12 protein-coding genes are annotated in these 16,730 nt (G+C 62.7%); 8 read left to right on the plus strand and 4 right to left on the minus strand.

The genetic code is table 11. The features are described from left to right. Positions 1–93 precede the first annotated feature (93 nt). Both NTZ26_08750 and NTZ26_08755 read left to right on the plus strand, forming a co-directional pair. Positions 94–1,536 carry a DEAD/DEAH box helicase gene (locus NTZ26_08750; GenBank protein ID MCX6560591.1) on the plus strand — a complete coding sequence of 481 codons (1,443 nt, stop codon included), beginning with the start codon at positions 94–96 and terminating at the stop codon, positions 1,534–1,536. A gap of 167 nt (positions 1,537–1,703) precedes the next feature. Continuing rightward, a complete protein-coding gene (locus NTZ26_08755) occupies positions 1,704–3,086 on the plus strand; it encodes an erythromycin esterase family protein (protein ID MCX6560592.1) in 1,383 nt (460 codons plus the stop codon). Between the two features lie 7 nt (positions 3,087–3,093). Here the strand turns inward: NTZ26_08755 and NTZ26_08760 are convergent, their stop codons facing one another. Then, complete coding sequence (locus tag NTZ26_08760) at positions 3,094–3,234, minus strand: hypothetical protein (protein ID MCX6560593.1); 141 nt, start codon at positions 3,232–3,234, stop codon at positions 3,094–3,096. A 135-nt stretch (positions 3,235–3,369) separates the two neighbouring features. Here NTZ26_08760 and NTZ26_08765 point away from each other — a divergent pair, with 135 nt between their 5' ends. The 3 genes from NTZ26_08765 (at position 3,370) to NTZ26_08775 (ending at position 7,166) form a co-directional block, all read left to right on the plus strand. Beyond that, entirely contained in the window at positions 3,370–4,215 is an 846-nt protein-coding gene (locus NTZ26_08765) for a hypothetical protein (GenBank protein ID MCX6560594.1), read from the plus strand. A gap of 37 nt (positions 4,216–4,252) precedes the next feature. Beyond that, the gene (locus NTZ26_08770) at positions 4,253–5,776 is read left to right on the plus strand and encodes a radical SAM protein (protein ID MCX6560595.1); all 1,524 of its coding nucleotides are present in this window, start codon (positions 4,253–4,255) and stop codon (positions 5,774–5,776) included. Positions 5,777–5,939: 163 nt separating this feature from the next. Continuing rightward, positions 5,940–7,166 carry an SUMF1/EgtB/PvdO family nonheme iron enzyme gene (locus NTZ26_08775; protein ID MCX6560596.1) on the plus strand — a complete coding sequence of 409 codons (1,227 nt, stop codon included), beginning with the start codon at positions 5,940–5,942 and terminating at the stop codon, positions 7,164–7,166. Here NTZ26_08775 and NTZ26_08780 read toward each other — a convergent pair. Together NTZ26_08780 and NTZ26_08785 are read right to left on the minus strand one after the other, a co-directional pair. After that, positions 7,163–8,251, minus strand: coding sequence for a hypothetical protein (locus tag NTZ26_08780; GenBank protein MCX6560597.1), 1,089 nt, complete (start codon positions 8,249–8,251; stop codon positions 7,163–7,165). The genes NTZ26_08775 and NTZ26_08780 overlap by 4 nt on opposite strands. Positions 8,252–8,269: 18 nt before the next feature. After that, complete coding sequence (locus NTZ26_08785) at positions 8,270–10,027, minus strand: M20/M25/M40 family metallo-hydrolase (GenBank protein ID MCX6560598.1); 1,758 nt, start codon at positions 10,025–10,027, stop codon at positions 8,270–8,272. Positions 10,028–10,180: 153 nt separating this feature from the next. Between NTZ26_08785 and NTZ26_08790 the strand changes: the two genes are divergently transcribed. The 3 genes from NTZ26_08790 (at position 10,181) to NTZ26_08800 (ending at position 16,299) form a co-directional block, all read left to right on the plus strand. Further along, on the plus strand, positions 10,181–11,152 hold the full coding sequence (locus NTZ26_08790) for a phosphatase PAP2 family protein (protein MCX6560599.1): 972 nt from the start codon (positions 10,181–10,183) through the stop codon (positions 11,150–11,152). A 145-nt stretch (positions 11,153–11,297) separates the two neighbouring features. Next, positions 11,298–12,707, plus strand: a complete 1,410-nt coding sequence (locus NTZ26_08795; protein ID MCX6560600.1) for a sigma-54 dependent transcriptional regulator — start codon at positions 11,298–11,300, stop codon at positions 12,705–12,707. Between the two features lie 37 nt (positions 12,708–12,744). After that, the gene (locus NTZ26_08800) at positions 12,745–16,299 is read left to right on the plus strand and encodes a PAS domain S-box protein (protein ID MCX6560601.1); all 3,555 of its coding nucleotides are present in this window, start codon (positions 12,745–12,747) and stop codon (positions 16,297–16,299) included. Here NTZ26_08800 and NTZ26_08805 read toward each other — a convergent pair. Next, the gene (locus NTZ26_08805) at positions 16,296–16,724 is read right to left on the minus strand and encodes a desulfoferrodoxin family protein (protein MCX6560602.1); all 429 of its coding nucleotides are present in this window, start codon (positions 16,722–16,724) and stop codon (positions 16,296–16,298) included. The two genes, NTZ26_08800 and NTZ26_08805, sit on opposite strands and share 4 nt — an antisense overlap. Positions 16,725–16,730: the final 6 nt, after the last annotated feature.

Consider the following 16,730-nt stretch of genomic DNA (forward strand, 5'->3'; position numbering starts at 1 on the left):
TGGCTTTGTCACGCCGCCGATATTTTTTTTCATCCCTTTCCAAGCCCCCGCTTGACGAGTCGATTGACACCGCGAGAGGGTGGCGATAAACTCTTGTTAGGGATTGCGGGAGAGTCCGCGACGCTCCTCATCCGTTTTCGCGCCGTCCCCCCACCGACCAGCAAAGGAATGATCATGCCCTTCAGCAGCTTGCATCTCCATCCGACCCTCCTCAAGGCGCTCAAGGAGCTCGGCTTCGCCCGCCCCACCCCGATTCAGGCCGACGCCATCCCGCCCGCGCTGGCGGGGCGCGACGTGTTGGCCAGCGCCGTCACGGGCAGCGGCAAGACCGCGGCCTTCCTGCTGCCGATCCTGCACCAGCTCATCGACCGGCCGCGCGGAACAACGCGCGCCTTGGTCATCACCCCGACCCGCGAGCTGGCGGCGCAGATCCTCGAGGATCTCAACGACCTCGCGGTTCACACGCCCCTCAGCGCCGCGTCGGTCTTCGGCGGCGTCTCGATCGGGCCGCAGGAGCACGCCTTCCGCAGCGGTGTGGACGTCATTATCGGCACGCCCGGCCGTCTCCTGGATCACTTCCGGTCGCCGTACGCGAAGCTCGGCGGGCTCGAGCATCTGGTACTGGACGAGGCCGATCGCATGCTCGACATGGGCTTTCTCCCGGATATCCGCCGCATTCTGCGCCATGTGCCGGCCCGTCGGCAGACGCTTTTCTTCAGCGCCACCATGCCTGCGCCTATCGGCATCCTGGCCCGCGAGATGCTCCGCAACCCGGCCACCGTGAACATCAACCGCGTCGCGGCGCCGGCCGTGGGCATCACCCAGGCGGTGTATCCGGTCGCCCAGGAGCTCAAGGCGGCCCTGTTGGTCGCGCTCCTCGAGCGCGGCGACATACGCGACGCCCTGGTCTTCACCCGGACCAAGCACCGCGCCAACCGGCTGTCCGAATTCCTGGTTCGCCACGGCATCAAGGCCGAGCGCATCCACGGCAACCGCTCGCAGGGGCAGCGGACCGAGGCGCTGGCCGGCTTCAAGGCGGGGAAGTACCGCGTTCTGGTGGCCACCGACATCGCCGCCCGCGGCATCGACGTGGTCGAGCTGGGACACGTCGTGAACTTCGACGTACCGCTGGTGCCCGACGACTACATCCATCGCGTCGGCCGCACCGCCCGCGCCGAGGCCACCGGGGACGCCTTCACCTTTGTCTCGCCGCAGGAACAGGGCGACCTGGCTCAGATCGAGCGGTCGATCGGCAAGCGGCTGCCGCGCGTCACGGTTCCCGACTTCGATTACAACGCCCGACCGGAGGCGCGCCTGGAGGTTCCTCTGGCCGAGCGCATCGCGGCCATCCGCGGCCGTAAAGCCGAGGAAAGGGCCCGCGCTAAAATGAAGTCCGAACGCCAAGCCGCTCGCCCGACGCCGGGGTCTGCGCGCAGCGTCCCGAAACCGGAACCAAAGCGGGGCGCGCCGGCGCCCGGCGCCCGCGGCCGACACGACAACGGACGCCGAACGGGGGGCGGGGGGCGTACCAGGTGATCGGCCCCTCGCTTCAGCCGGCCGGTCGGCGGAGCGTTTCCGGATAGTTGCGCGATTCGGGCCGGGCCGTTCGGCCCGCGTCGGCCAATGTTGATCAGGCCCAATAAATAGCCCCCATGCAACAAGCTCGGCCGTCGATTCGTAATAGAAACGAAAGGATGGAAGCCGTGCCGCGATTCAGAGGTCTGGCCGTTTCGCTGGCGGCCTTGAGCTTGTTCTCTTTGGTCGAGAAGGATTTGGGCGGGTCGGCCCAGGCGGCTGCGGCAAAAGAAGGCCGTATCGCCTATTTGAAGAAACACGCCGTTCCGGTTCGTTCGATCGACGCCGAAGACGGAAATTTCGCCGACCTGGAACCCCTGCGTGAAGCGATCGGTAGCCGGCGCATCGTGATGCTGGGCGAGGCCACTCACGGCGACGGCGCGACTTTCGCGGCCAAGGTCCGCCTGATCAAGTTTCTTCATGAACGGATGGGCTTCGACGTCCTCGCTTTCGAAAGCGGGTTCTATGACCTGCGCCGGGCTTGGTCGGCCCTGCAGGCCGGACAGGACCCTCGCCAAGCCGTCTCTTCGGGTTTGTTCGAGGAGTGGAGCGCCAGCCGCCAGACGCAGCCGCTTTGGAGCTACCTCGCCGAGCAGTCGAAGACGAGCCATCCGCTGGCGTTAGCCGGCTTCGATATGCAATTCACCGGAAGCGCTTCCCGCGATCATCTTTTGGATGATCTGAGCAATTATCTGGCCGGAGCCGGATTGCCTCCGGGCGCTGCGGAAGCCGCTGAAGCGGCGGCCCGGGTGAAGAAAGCCCTAGCCTTGGTCCTTGAGAATCCGAACTTCATAGGAAACGGAAGCGAATTCAAGAACATCAAGCCCGAGGATCAGGCTGCCGTCCTGATCGCCCATCAGGCCCTAGGCCGGGCGCTCGGCTTGCTTCCCCCAACCGACGAGCCTGGGATGCTCGAGCGGGACTTCTGGATGCAGTTCCTTAAAAGCAGCGCCGCGTACCTGGAGCAGAGCTGGCGCGTCCAGCCGGAGTCGTTGGACGACGCGGTTTTGGATTGGGCGATCGATCTCAGGGACCGGCAAATGGCCGACAACTTCATCTGGCTGGCCAAACGGGCCTATCCGACGCGCAAGATCATCGTTTGGGCCGCGACGTCGCATATCATACGTTACCGCCAGTTCTCCGTGAACAAGAATGATCCTAAAAATTTGATGGGCGACTGGATCGACAAGGCGATGGGGCCCGAGGTTTACGTCTTGGGATTCACCGCCTATCGAGGCCGGTGGGGAACGGTCCAGATGCCTACGTCCAGGGAAGTGGGCCCGGCCGCTCCGGACAGTCTGGAAGAGCTGTTTTTCTCCGCGGGCTTTGAATATGCCTGGTTGGATTTTCGAAATTCCGGGGCCGACGGCGCTTGGCTCCGAGAGCCGCTTTCCAGCCGCCCGTTGGGCTACAAGCCCATGCTCACGGATTGGACCCGCATCATGGACGGGATGTTTTTCATCAAAGAGATGGTCCCCAGCCCGCGGATCGAGATAAACTTTTTTCGGTGACGGGCGGCTATTCCTTCGCCGCGATCTTCTTGAGCATATCGCGGATCTCGACGAGCAGATGATAGATGGGGAATAATCGGCAAATGGCGATGAGAATGATGAACCCGAGAAGCAGGGAGAGGGCTGTCAGGATCGGCGTTTCGGGCATGTTTTCCTCCGTATGAGCGGTTCTTTTAAGGCGTCCCCACGAATGGATTCTATCCTCTTTTTGTCCCCAAGTGGTATACTGAAAACATAGAAAAATCCTCGCCCGCGGAATCATCAATTGGATGGAGGGGACCCCATGAACAAGCCAAAGAACGGACTCGACAATCCCGCTGCGGAAAAGCTCGCCAGAGCCGGCGAAGCGCCGGGTCCGGACAAGACGATCGTCGGCGGGAGACCCGCTCGCCAGGAAACGATGATCAAGGGGCTGCCGTCGGGAATCCAGAAGCTGATCATCTCCGCCTCCATGAACGACGGAATCAAGGCGTCGGTCGTTCGGAACCCCTCGCTGGCGGCGAAGGAGCTCCAGATCGAGCTGTCCGACTCGGAATCCGCGATCCTCTCGTCCGTCCCCGCGAGCCAGCTGATCGCCATGATCGAAGGCCGGACGGACAATCCGAACATCCCGCGGCGTGGTTTTCTTTTCGAAACGGCCGCCGCCCTCGCCGCCGTCGCGGCCTCGGCCTTGGGCGTCACCGCCGACGCCGCTCAATATCCGGCCACCCAAGGGATCTCCGCGACGAGGGGGATCTCTCTCGATAGGCCCGCCGTGATCTGGACCGACACGCTGGAGCGGGCTTTTCTGGAGGCCAAGAAAAACAGCCGGCCGCTGCTGGTCGTCTTTCTGCCTCGCGGGGAGCATCCCATTCAACATCTGCCGACCGAGGCGGAGCTTCGTTCGGAAGCGGTCTGCGAGCTCAACGGCCCGGATCTGCGCCGAGAGATCTCTAAAAACCGCTTGATCCCGGTGAGGGTGACTGATGAAAAAGTCGCCGTCCAATACAAGATGACGGTTTTCCCGTCCGTCCTATTCCTCTCGCCGGACGGAGCGGAGCTTGGCCGAGTCGTTCAGCCCAAGGAGGAACTCGAGATATTGGAACCCCTGCTGAAAGCGATGGCCGCTTATCAGGCCATCCCTAAATAGACCGACGGCAAGCGATCATTTTCAGGCTCTTCCGGCCATGAAAGACATCACCCTCGTCAATATGAATATGCTTTTTATCAGGCATTTCGACCATATTGAGAGAGAGATCCATCTCCCGTTGGGTCCTTTATACTTGATCTCCGCGCTCGAACAGGCGGGGCTCTCCGTCGATTTCCGGGATTACCAACTGGGCGATTATGAGGACCCGTTCCGGCCGGAATCCATCCTCGATTTTTTCAAAGAACCCGCCGCGATGATCGGCGTTTCGGTCATGACGAATTTGCTGCCGTTCGCGATTCTGGCCTTGCAAAGCCTGAAAGAGCGTTATCCCGATCGGCCCATCATCCTCGGAGGCGTGGGGCCCAAGTCTGTGGAGAGGCAGATCATGGAGCGTTTCCCCTGGATCGACGTCATCGCTATGGGGGAAGGCGAGATCAGCGCGCCTGGGCTTGTGGCCGCTCTGCGGCAGAAGAGGGAATTATCGAACATTCCGGGCATCGCGTATCGCCGCCACGGCGAAATACTCGTCAACCCCCGTCCGCCGCGCATCCGGGAATTGGACTCGATCCGCTTCCCCGCTTTTCACCGGATCGACCTGAAAAGATATGCCGGCTACGGCATTTTGACGTCCCGAGGATGCCCCTACGAATGCACCTTCTGCTCGGTGGCGCCGATATGGGACCGGATCAGCTATTCACGCTCCGCCGAAAATATCATTCAGGAGATGCGGTTCGTCCATGAGAAGTCCGGGGCCGATCTCTTTTTGTTCCAGGACGAATTCTTCGTCTCCTCAAAAAGACGGGTCCTGGATTTCTGCCGAGAGCTTAAAAAAAGCGGTTTGCCCGTCCAATGGAAGACCTTCGGGCGGGTGGATCTGACGGACGAAGAAACGATGGCCGAGATGGCCGACGCGGGATGCATCGAGATCCGATACGGAATCGAGTCGGGATCGGCGAAGATTCTCGAGCGAACCAAAAAGGGATTTACGCCCGATGAGGCCGTCAAAGTCATTTCGCAGGCCGTCCGCCATTTCCCCCGGGTCGACACGTTTTTTGTCTGGGGGTTTCCCTTCGAGACCATGGAGGACTTCCATCAATCCCTGTTTCAGATGATCAATTTCCGGGCGATGGGCGCCCGGGTGCTGCCGAGTCTGCTGTGTTTTCTGCCTCAGACCGCCATTTATAATGAATACAAGGATCAACGAGGTTTCACCTTCTGCTCGGATCTCTTGCCGGAATATATGATCACCGGACATGAGACTTTTCGCGGGTCCCGGATGGAAATCGGGGATCGGCACAGGCCGATCTTCGACTTCATTAAAGAGAACATCGATATCTTTCCCGGCTTTTTCCACTACCGGCCCGAAGAGAACGTGATTCCGAAGCTCAAGATTCTGCAGGAATTCGGGTTCTATCCGTCAGGCACCGCTCAAGGGGACGAGACGGAGTCCTGCGGCGCCCATTCCCCGAAAACGACGGCTCAGTTTAGAGGCGACGCGGACATGCCGTCGCGGGCGGCCGCCGCGACGAGACGCCGATGGCCCGGAACAGGCTCCCGTTGAGTCGCGTCGGAAGATCCATCCCGCCGGCTCCTCCTGATCCGCCGGCGGGCTGCGTTTTTTTTCTGTCCGGATTAAGCGCTTTTATGGGAAAATTCGTTATCCTAGCGGGCCGAATGCGCAGGTTATGCCGTCACTTGAATTTCTCGCCTCGCGGGATGGGTTTATGAAGCGATCGAAAGGTTCGCTCGCGGTTATATTGGTTTTCGTCTTGGCGGCCTCGAATGTTTTCGGCTTCGGTTCCGCCGACTCCCGGCTGGGTCTCCAGTCGGAGCGGCCGACGGCTTCTCCGGGCAAAAGGGCCTCTCCTCCCCAAGCGAAAAGAGACTTTGCCGATCGATCCGACGCCTTCGCCCCCGTCGCCATCGGGGGAAAAACGAAGGCCGAAGCCGTGATCCAGAAGAAAAAATTCCCCTGGCTGCTGGTGGGCGGGCTGGCCGTGGTGGGCGTCGTTGCGGCGGTCCTAATTTTTAAAAAAAAGAAGAATCCTAATCCGGCGGCCGGACCGATCGGACCGACGGGGAATATCCAAATCGAATCCACGCCGACCGGGGCGAAGGTCTATCGCGGCGGGGCCGATACCGGACTCAAGACCAATACGACGCTCCACGGCGTACCCGTAGGGGCTCAAACCATCAAGCTGGCTCTGGACGGCTATAAGGATTACGAGCAGTCCGTGGATGTCCAGGAGGGACAAACGGCCGAAATCAAAGCGACCCTGATCTTGAACTCCATTCTGGAGCCCGTCCTGGTCCGCATCCCCGGAGGGACGTTTCTGATGGGTTCAGACTCGGAGGAGGCGTTGCCCGAGGAAAAGCCCGTGCACCAAGTGACGGTCTCCGGCTTCCAGATCGGTAAATTCGAGGTGACCCAGGAGCAATGGTTCTCGGTCATGGGAACGAACCCCTCCGTCTTCAGGGGGGATCGGCTCCCCGTCGATAATCTGCAATGGGACGATTGCCAGGCCTATATCGAAAAGCTCAACGCAGCGACGGGAAAGCGCTATCGGCTCCCGACCGAAGCGGAGTGGGAATTTGCCTGCCGGGCGGGGACGACGGGGGATCGCTACGGGGAATTGAATTCGATCGCCTGGTATAACGGAAACTCCGGCGGCACGACGCACGATGTCGGAGGGAAGCAGCCCAACGGCTATGGGCTTTACGACATGCTGGGGAACGCCTTCGAGTGGTGCTGGGACTGGTACGGCGATTACACCGCAGACACTCAAATCAATCCCAAGGGGCCCGATACTCCGACTCCCGGGACTCCGCATCACATCCTGCGCGGCGGCTCCTGGTTGCTGGAAGCCGTGGCCGCACGGGCGCCGTTCCGCAGCCTTCACGTCCCGGCCCACAAGGCCGACGTTCTGGGCTTCCGCGTGGCGATGGATTAGAGGGGCGTCTCGGTCTCCGGGGGCACGAGCGGCAGGTCCAGCCAGGCCAGCCCGATGTCCCGTCCCATGTGGCTGCGGCTCGCGCCGCCCGGCGCGTCGTAGAGGATGGCCAGCCGGTCCTTCACCTTGAGCACCGACGGCAGGCCGATGCACCGACGGCTCCAGGCGCAATTGGATCCATCCAGGACGACGGCCTTATGTCGGGCGTCCCAGCGGGCGAGGTCCTTCGTCCAATAGACCCAGACGGCGTCGGTGTACTCGAAGCCGTCCAGCCCGACGTGGTTGGTGAACAGAAACCAGGTTTGATTGGCCGGCTCGAAATAGAGCGAGGAGTTCTCGACTTGCTCCTCGGGCGGCACGATGGGCTCCGGATCGATCGTCCAGGGGCCGTCAAGATTCCTCGTTCGGGCGATTCCGATTGTCCGCTTCATTGAGGCGCTGAAAAACATCAGGAATTCCTCGCCGGACTTGACGACATGCCCGGGGCTGGCGGTGTCTTGGTAATATGTTCCTGGCCATGTCCGAAAGGGAACGATGTCCGGACGCTTGATCCAGGGCCCGGCCGGGGAGTCGCCCTGCGCTTTCATGGTCAGATAGGGAAAGCTCGGAATCAGGTCCGGTGCCGGCGAAGTGTGGGGCGTGCCCAGGTAAAACATGTGCCACTTCGCGCCGTCGAAATAGGTGACGCCGTAGGAAGCCGAAGCGGAATCGTCCGCGCCGGGAGCGCCGAAATCCAGAACCGGACCGCGCGGCGTCCAATGAACGAGGTCGCGGCTGACGGCCAGACAGGCCAGCCAGCCCTTCGCCCCCGCCCCGTCGTAGTTCATATAGTAGGTCCCGTCCCACTCGTAAGCCCAGATATCGCGGGCTCCCAGCCGATCGCAGCCGTCCGGGCCGCCGCCGTGACGGAAGACCACGCCCTGGTCCCGGGCCTCCAGACGATACCCCGCCGCCGGGCGATGATCGGGGTAGGATGCGGCGGCGGCGGGGACGATGTGGGATCCCGTCCCGAACGGGATCATCCGCACGGCGCATGCGCCCAGAATAAGGGCCGCTCCGGCCAGGCCGGCCCGCAAGATCTTCAAGGTGGTCCTCGGCCCGGCTTACCGGCCTCTCTGGCCCTGGGCCGCCAACGGCTTGCGCGGGATCTTCTCGTCGCGGTTCGCCGTGAGGTAGGCGAACACCGCGGCGATCGTCGCGTCCTTCATCATATCGTTCGGCTGCAGGCGCTCATACGTGTCCTGGTTGGTGTGATGGATGATCGGGTTGTACTCGGTCTCATCCTGGATGAACTGGAAGCCCGGCAGGCCCACGCCGTCGAACGACTGGTGGTCGGTGCCGCTCGTGTTCCGAATCGTGACCGCCGTCACGCCCAGGCCGCGAAGCGCCTCGATCCACTCGCGGAAGATCGGCCCCGCGGCGTCGTTGCCCTGGAGGTAGATGCCCCGGATGGCGCCGGTGCCGTTGTCGATGTTGTAATAGGCCGAGAGCTTGTCGTATTCCGGCTTGAACTCCAGCGGGCCTTGGGGGCCGCCGAATCCGCCGCGCTGGCCGGAGGTCACAAGTGCGTTGACGGCCGCGGGAGGCGCGCCCGCCGCCGGTACGGCCGCCTGCCGGGCGGCGAAGTGGGCGGCCACGTATTCACGCGAGCCGATCAGGCCCTGCTCCTCGGCGCCCCACAGCCCGATCCGGACGGTGCGGCGCAGCTTGACGCCGGTCGCCTTGAGGATGCGCATCGCCTCCATCATGGCCGTGACGCCGCAACCGTCGTCAGCCGCGCCCGTGGCGGCGTGCCAGGTGTCGAGGTGGCCGCCAAGCATGACGATCTCGTCCGCCTTGTCCGTGCCCGGGATTTCGCCTACCACGTTGAAGACCTGCGGGTTCGGATAGTAGGTGCTTTTGATGTCGGCTTCGATTGTCACCGGGATCTTCTTGGCCAGCATCCGTCCGATCCGGCCGTATTGTTCGGCCGGGATGACGACCGCCGGGAGGGTCGTCGCGGGATCGGCCGCCCGGTTGCCGCCGATGGTATAGATGCCATGGCCCCGGGGGGTCGTCGACAGCAGGCCGAGGACGCCCTCGGCCCGGAAGAACTCGTTGCGGGCGTTCATCGCGCCGAACCCTCCGCGCTGGCCCGCGGCGGGAACGGCGGGCGCCGCCGGAACGGCGGCAGGGGCCGCGGCCGGCTTGGCCTGGGGCGCGGGTGTGACTGGGGCGGCGACCACGGGGGCTCCGGCTCTTTGGCCCGGAGGCGTGACACCGAATTCGAGTCCCGGCGCCGGGTTGAGCTCCATGGCGGCCAGCTCCTCGTTCGTGAAGCGCTTCGAGAGCACGGTCCAATAGGCCGGGACGTCGGGGACGGCCTGGGTCAGGACCCATTTGCCTTTGAGCTTGCCCTTATAGGCGGCCAGCTCCTCGGGCGTCGCAGCGGTCACAAGCACCGCTTCGCCGTGGATGAGGCCGTTCGTGCCCGGCGTCCAGCCGGTCGGCGTCCCCGGAATGGGGAACGGCTCGGGCGAGGTGACGGCCATGTAATACTTGTCGTTCGTCCAACCGCGGTCGAACCCGTTGCGGTTGAGCCAGGGCTCGGCCTTGACGTTCGCCAGGCCCCATTCTTTCATCTTGGCGATGGCCCAATCGGCGGCCTTGGCGTACATCGGCGAGCCCGTCAGGCGCGGGGCGTATACGTCCGACAGCCAGCTCGAGAGGTCCATGACCTGCGAGCGCTGCAGGCCTTCGGCCTTGATCTTGTTGATGTCGGCGTAATTGATGACCTCGTTGGTCGCCCGCAGGGGGAGGATAGCCAGGGCGGCCAAGGTCATCGCGACGAGGGCGGCGACGGAAATTCGGGTTTTCTTCATCGGTCGGCTCCTTTTCCAAGGACTTGGGGACGATTACGAAAATCGATCATATGCCCCGTAATTCGGCCCTGTCAAGCGCAGGGAAGAGAATCGATTCCGGCCCGGATTTCTTAGGCCGTGCCGGATATGATAGAATTATTCTTAAGAGTTGGGATGAAAAAACAGCAAGTCCGGGCCGCGGCTTTATTTTTATTGATGTTTTTGCCGCTTTCCCTGACGGCCCAGGGACCGCGGGACATTGAACCGACGGACGGTCCGGCTCGAGATTTTTCCCTCGCCCTTCACTCGTTGGCGACCGCTCGGCCGCTCTCCTTTGGACCCGTCTCCTCGGCCTTCACACCCTCGATTCCGCAGGAACCGGAAAGCCACACCCTCAAATCCCTGTCCGGCGATTTCCTGAAAGACGCCGGCGAAATTTGGACCTACCCCCTCCATATACGGACAAGAGACATTCTGCCGATCACGGGCCTTGCGGTCCTGACCGCTTTCCTCATCAGGAACGACGAAGCCATCCGCCGGGATATTTTGGAGTATCGGACCCAACACGCTTGGGTCAGATCCGTCAGCCCGGTCATCACGGAGATGGGCTCTTCCGGGGCTTGGGGCGTTGCGGCCGCTTTTATCTGCGTCGGCTGGCTGGCTAATAACGATCAAGCCCTCGAGACGGGCGTGCTGGCGACGATGGCCATGCTGGAGAGCGGGGCCCTGGTCACAATCCTCAAAGGGCTGGCCGGGCGGCAGCGCCCGCTCTGGGCCGATGGGGAGGACCACTGGTCCGGACCGGTCGGCTTTTTCAAGAGATTCGGATCGGGGCAATATGGGCGGTATGATTCCTTCCCCGGCGGGCACTCGATCACCGCGTTCAGCCTGGCCACGGTCCTGGCCATGCAATACCGGGAGACCGTCTGGGTGCCCATCGTGGCCTATACGATGGCTACGGGCGTCGCCCTGTCTCGAGTCACCGAGGGCAAGCACTGGCTTTCGGATTGCGTGGTCGGCGGCGTTCTCGGGTGCGTCATCAGCCGGATGGTCGTTCTCAATCACCGCAGCCGCTACCACATCCTTCCCGCGGCCGGTTCGGTTCACGGGTCGCCGTCGTTTACCCTGACCTTCTCCTTCCAGTAACGGCCGATTCCGCCGCCTCTCTGCCGATGCATCCCGGGCCGCCCTCTCCGCGGAACGGTTCCCTTCGAAATTGACAATGTTTTTCCGGCTGGGATATTATCTCCCTGGTCCGGGGACACGAGGAATAAAAAAACAGGGCATCCAAATGGCCAGACTCCTTATCGTCGACGATGATCCTCTGATCGGTGAGTCGCTTTCCTTGGTCATTCGGAAGATGGGGCACGACGCCCGCCTGGCCCGGACCGTCCGGGAGGCTGCGGACGAGATCGCTTCCCGCCCGTTCGACATCGCTTTCTGCGACGTCCGGATGCCGGACGGCTCCGGCCTGGACATCCTGCCCGAGATCCGCAAGAGCCCCGCTGCGCCCGAAGTGATCATCATGACCGGGTTCGGTGACCCCGACGGCGCGGAGCTGGCCATTAAAAAAGGGGCCTGGGATTACGTCCAGAAGCCTTTGACGGCCCAAGAGATCCGGCTGACGATCGAGCGCGCTCTCCAGTATCGGGAAAAAAAGAAGAGCGTTCCGCCGATGATGGCCCTGAATCTGGCCGGCATCATCGGCAACAGCCCCCCGCTCAAGCCCTGTTTCGACGGGCTGGCCCAGGCCGCCTCGAGCGAGTCCAATGTCCTGATCTCGGGCGAGACGGGAACCGGGAAGGAGCTTTTCGCCCGCGCCATCCACCGGAACGGCTCGCGATCGCGCGAGAATTTTGTCGTGGTCGACTGCGCCGCGCTTCCCGAGACGCTGGTCGAGAGCACGCTGTTCGGCCATCTCCGCGGCGCCTTTACCGGGGCGGACAAGCCTCGGGACGGGCTGGTCAAACAGGCCGATGGGGGAACGCTTTTCCTGGACGAAGTCGGCGAGCTCTCGATCTCGGTCCAAAAGGCGTTTCTTCGCGTGCTTCAGGAGCGGCGGTTTCGCCCGGTCGGGGGGGGCAGCGAGATCAAGAGCGATTTCCGCCTTGTCGCCGCCACGAATCGAAACCTTGAGGGGATGGCCGGGAAAGGGGCTTTCCGCGAGGATCTCCTCTTCCGGCTGAGGACGCTGGTCATCGATCTGCCGCCTTTGCGGGCCTGCCGGGACGATATCAAGGACCTAGCCCTGCACTATATCGCCAAGGCCTGCGAGCAATCCCGAGTGGCGATGAAAGGCATGGCCTCGGCTTTCCTCGAAGGCTTGACGGCCTACGACTGGCCGGGCAACATCCGGGAGCTGGTCCAAGCGCTCGAGAAAGCCGTCGTGACCGCGGGGGAGGAGCCGATGCTTTTCCCGGTCCATTTGCCGGACCATATCCGCATCCGTCTGGCTGCGGCCGCCGCCGGTCGGAAGAAAGGGCCGCTCCGCGAAGCCGTCGTCTCTCCCGACTCCGACGGCGGGCTTGTTCCGTTGCACGAATTCCGGGAGGCCGGCTTGGCCGGAATCGAGCGGGAATATCTCGATCGGCTCATGAAGAACACGGGGGGGGATATTTCGAAGGCGGCCCGGATCTCGGGCCTGTCTCGTTCCCGTCTCTACACCCTCCTGAAAAAGCGCCGCATTCCCCCGTCCGCATAGGCGCCGGCGGCCAATGGGGGAGCGAGAGGACAAGGCCATGAGCCAACTCGAATCGCGCTCGCTCCCGAGCAACGATCTTCTGGATGCCGTCACCGAGGGGCTCGACGTCATCATTGCCGCCCTCGACCTGGAGTTCCATTATATTTTCTTCAACCGCGCCTATCGGGAGGAGATCAAACGGCTGACCGGCCGAGATCTCCGCATCGGGATGCGCCTGGCCGATCTCTTCGCCGATATCCCGGAACAGGGCGAGATCGCCCGCCGCGAATGGACCCGGTCGATGGCGGGCGAGAGCGTCAATCAGCGGATCGAGTTCGGCGATCCCGCCCGTCATCGCCGGGTGTACATGACGCTCAAGAGCCCCCTGCGGGATGCGGAGGGCCGGATCTGGGGCGCCAAGGAAATCGCTTACGACTTCACGGACCAGGCCAAGGCCGCGGAAGCCCTCCGCGAGCGCGAGTCCGGCTTCCGGCGGGAGCTGGAAAAACAGGTTGCGGAGAGGACCGCTGAGCTGGCCGCAGCCAATGAGAAGCTGCAGCGGGAAGCCGGCGATCGACAACGCATCGAGACGGCCTTGTCCGAAAAATCGAGAATTCTCGAAGCCTTTTTCGCCACCAGCATCAATCCCATGGTCATCCTGGACAAGGATTTCAATTTCCTTCAAGTCAATGACGCCTATGCCAAAGCTTGTCAGAAAGAGCCCTCGGAGTTCCTGGGGCATAATCATTTCGAGTTCTACCCGAATCCGGAAAACGAAGCCATCTTTCGCCGGGTCGTGGCCAGCAATGTCTCGTATCAAGCTCAGGCCAAACCCTTCTCTTTCCCGGATCACCCCGAATGGGGCGTCTCCTATTGGGATTGGATCCTCTCGGTCATTCCCGGGCTTTCCGGCGAAGCGGAGTTCCTTGTCTTTTCGCTGCTCGACGTGACCGCTCGGACCTTGGCCCTGGATCAGATCAAGCAGAACGAAGAGCTTCTGCGGGAGGTCTTGGAAATTCTCCCGGTGGGCGTCTGGATCACGGATCCGTCCGGAAAGATCCGGCAAGGGAATCTGGCCGCCCTCGATATCTGGCGAGGCGCGAGGTACGTGGGTCCCGATCAGTTCGGAGAGTACAGGGCTTGGAGGGTGGATACGGGCGAGCGGATTGAGCCGGACGAATGGGCGGCCGCGCGGGCCATCGCCAATGGGGAAACGACCCTCAACGAGGAAGTCGAGATCGAATGCTTCGACGGCAGCCGCAAGTTCATCCTGAATTCGGCCATGCCGATCCGGAGCCGGGCTCGGGATCTGGCCGGGGTCATTATTGTCAATCAGGACATCACCGAACAGCGGAAGCGCGAGGCCTCTCTTCGGAGCCAGGCGGCCGCCCTCGACCTGGCCCACGACGCCATCTTCGACTGCGCCCTCGACGGCACGATCCTGTCCTGGAATCATGGTGCGGAGATGATGTATGGCTGGACCAAGGCCGAGGCCCTGGGCCAAATCTCCCACCTCTTCCTCAAATCCGGGTTTCCGGAGCCGATCGAGCGGATCACCGAAACCATCGTCCGGGAGGGCCGGTGGGACGGGGAATTCTCCCAGATCAGTCGCTTCGGCGTTCCTCTCGAGGCCGCCGGGCGCTGGGCCTTGCGAGTGGATGCGCAGGGTCGACCGGCGGGAATCCTGAAGATCAACATCGACATCACCGAGAGCAAGAAGGCTGAGCATGCTTTGAAAGCCTCCTCGCAGTATACCCGCAGCCTGATCGAAGCCAGCCTCGACCCCCAGGTGACCATCAGCCCCGAAGGCAAGATCACCGACGTCAACCGGGCCACCGAACTGGTGACGGAGGTGCCGCGCTGCAGCCTGATCGGGAGCGACTTCTCGGATTATTTCACCCAGCCCGAAAAAGCCCGGGAAGGCTACCGGCGGGCGTTCTCGGCGGGGGCCGTTCGCGACTACCCGCTGGCCATCCGGAGCGCGTCGGGAGGCGTGACCGAAGTCCTCTATAATGCCACCGTGTACAGGAACGAAAGCGGGGAGGTCCAGGGCGTCATCGCCGCCGCCCGGGACATCACCGAGCGGAAGAAGGCCGAGGAAGAGCGCCTCCGCCTGGTTAAAGCCCTGGAGCAGGCCGCGGAGGGAATCGTCATCATGGACACCGGCCTCGAGATCCTGTACGTCAATCCCGCTTTCGAGAAGATCAGCGGCCTGCGCTCGGACGATATCCTGCGCAGCACCTACGGCGACATCCTGAGGATGTCGGGCGACACGGACGGCCTGGAGAACCGGATCAAGGGCGCCCTCAAGCGAAGCGGGCGCTGGAACGGGCACATGATCCGTCGGAAGAAAGACGGCCTCTCCTACGAGCTGGACGTCATCTTCTCGCCGATGCTGGATGAGGCCGGGAAGGCGAAAAATTTTGTGGCGGTCGAACGCGACGTGACGGAAGAGGTCCGGATCCAGGAACATCTCCGGCAAGGGCAGAAGATGGAAGCCCTGGGCACTTTGGCCGGCGGGATCGCCCACGATTTCAACAACATCCTGATGCCCATCCTGATCAACACCGAGATGTCGTTGGCGGATGTTTCAGAGGCGGGCGCCGTCTCCGGGCAATTGAAGATGGTCCTCGAAGCGGCCAACCGGGGCAAAGACCTGGTTAAGCAGATCATCGCTTTTTCGCGCCGCAAGGAACCCGAGAAGAATCCCGTTAAGGTCAGCGCCATCTTCAAGGAAGGACTGAGGCTCCTGCGGGCATCCATTCCCAAAAACATAGAGATCGTCGACGGGATCGCGGACGAGGCCTTCACGGTGTTGGCGGATGCGACCCAAATCCATCAGATCCTGATGAACCTTTGCAGCAATGCCGCCTATGCCATGCGGGAGAAGGGCGGGATCTTGGACGTCCGACTCACGGCCATCGAGGCGGGGCCGGATCTGGAGGCCCGGAATCCGGACATCCGGCCCGGGCCGTACTTACGGCTCGTAGTGAGCGATTCGGGCTGCGGCATGACGCCCGCCGTCAAGGCCAGGATCTTTGACCCGTTTTTCACGACCAAGGGCCCCGGCGAAGGCAGCGGCATGGGGCTGCCGGTCGTCCACGGCATCGTCAACGGGCTGGGCGGGGCGATCGTCGTCCGCAGCGAGGTCGGGAAGGGGTCTGACTTCGAAGTCTTTTTGCCGCGGATCGAGGGCCGGGTGGAAGCCCTTCCGGAAGCTCCGTCGATCCCCGCGGTCGGGCGGGGCCGGATTCTGTTCATCGACGACGAGGAGATTCTGGGCCGGAGCGTGGTTCCGATGCTCGAGCGGTTGGGGTATCAAGTGACGGCCGAATCCGACGCCGGGAAAGCGCTCGAGGCGTTCCGGCGCGGTCCCGACGCCTTCGACCTGGCGATCACCGATCAGACCATGCCGTCCCTGACGGGCGAAAGCTTGTCCCGGGAGCTTTGGCGCCTCTGTCCGGACCTGCCGATCATTTTATGCACCGGATTCAGCGACTCCGTCGACGAGGACAAGGCCAAGGCCCTGGGTTTTGCCGGCTTCCTGATGAAGCCCTTCTCGATGCAGGAGATCGCCCGGGCGATCGACGGCGCCTTGCGGGCGAACCATTAGACGAGCGGCGAGGGGAGGGCGGCGTAGGTCGTTTCAAGCTCCAGGGGCTGGGAATTCTGCCACAGCCCGTGGATGTTGCACAGGCTGGTGGCGAAGAGAGTCCCCGGCTTGTCCGTTTTGAAGCTCATCACGACCTCGTGGTGGGTGTAGATCGTGCTGGTATCCGGCCCCTGGGTGGAGGCCCCGTGCGCGCTGAACTCCGCCGTTCCGATCTGGTGGGCGAACTTCTCGCCGACCGGAAGGAAATAGATGTCGATCCGGCTGATGTGGTGCTCGGTCTTGTTGGGGTGGGTGATCTCCTTCCCGATCGACACCTTGACCTGGACGATTTCGCCTTTCACCGCCTTGGTCGGGAATTCAATGACCGGGACGTGTTTTTCCCTTCGCCAATCCGCGCTTTGAATCAATTCCTTAAGATCGGCCATTGGAGC

This window comes from Candidatus Aminicenantes bacterium (assembly GCA_026393855.1).
Lineage (GTDB): Bacteria > Acidobacteriota > Aminicenantia > Aminicenantales > UBA4085 > UBA4085.

Bases quoted from the DNA above. Each gene is read 5' to 3' on its own strand.
- NTZ26_08805 (MCX6560602.1), bottom strand. From the start codon at position 16,724: ATGGCCGATCTTAAGGAATTGATTCAAAGCGCGGATTGGCGAAGGGAA.
- NTZ26_08765 (MCX6560594.1), top strand. From the start codon at position 3,370: ATGAACAAGCCAAAGAACGGACTCGACAATCCCGCTGCGGAAAAGCTC.
- NTZ26_08775 (MCX6560596.1), top strand. From the start codon at position 5,940: ATGAAGCGATCGAAAGGTTCGCTCGCGGTTATATTGGTTTTCGTCTTG.
- NTZ26_08770 (MCX6560595.1), top strand. From the start codon at position 4,253: ATGAAAGACATCACCCTCGTCAATATGAATATGCTTTTTATCAGGCAT.
- NTZ26_08800 (MCX6560601.1), top strand. From the start codon at position 12,745: ATGAGCCAACTCGAATCGCGCTCGCTCCCGAGCAACGATCTTCTGGAT.
- NTZ26_08795 (MCX6560600.1), top strand. From the start codon at position 11,298: ATGGCCAGACTCCTTATCGTCGACGATGATCCTCTGATCGGTGAGTCG.
- NTZ26_08760 (MCX6560593.1), bottom strand. From the start codon at position 3,234: ATGCCCGAAACGCCGATCCTGACAGCCCTCTCCCTGCTTCTCGGGTTC.
- NTZ26_08790 (MCX6560599.1), top strand. From the start codon at position 10,181: ATGAAAAAACAGCAAGTCCGGGCCGCGGCTTTATTTTTATTGATGTTT.
- NTZ26_08785 (MCX6560598.1), bottom strand. From the start codon at position 10,027: ATGAAGAAAACCCGAATTTCCGTCGCCGCCCTCGTCGCGATGACCTTG.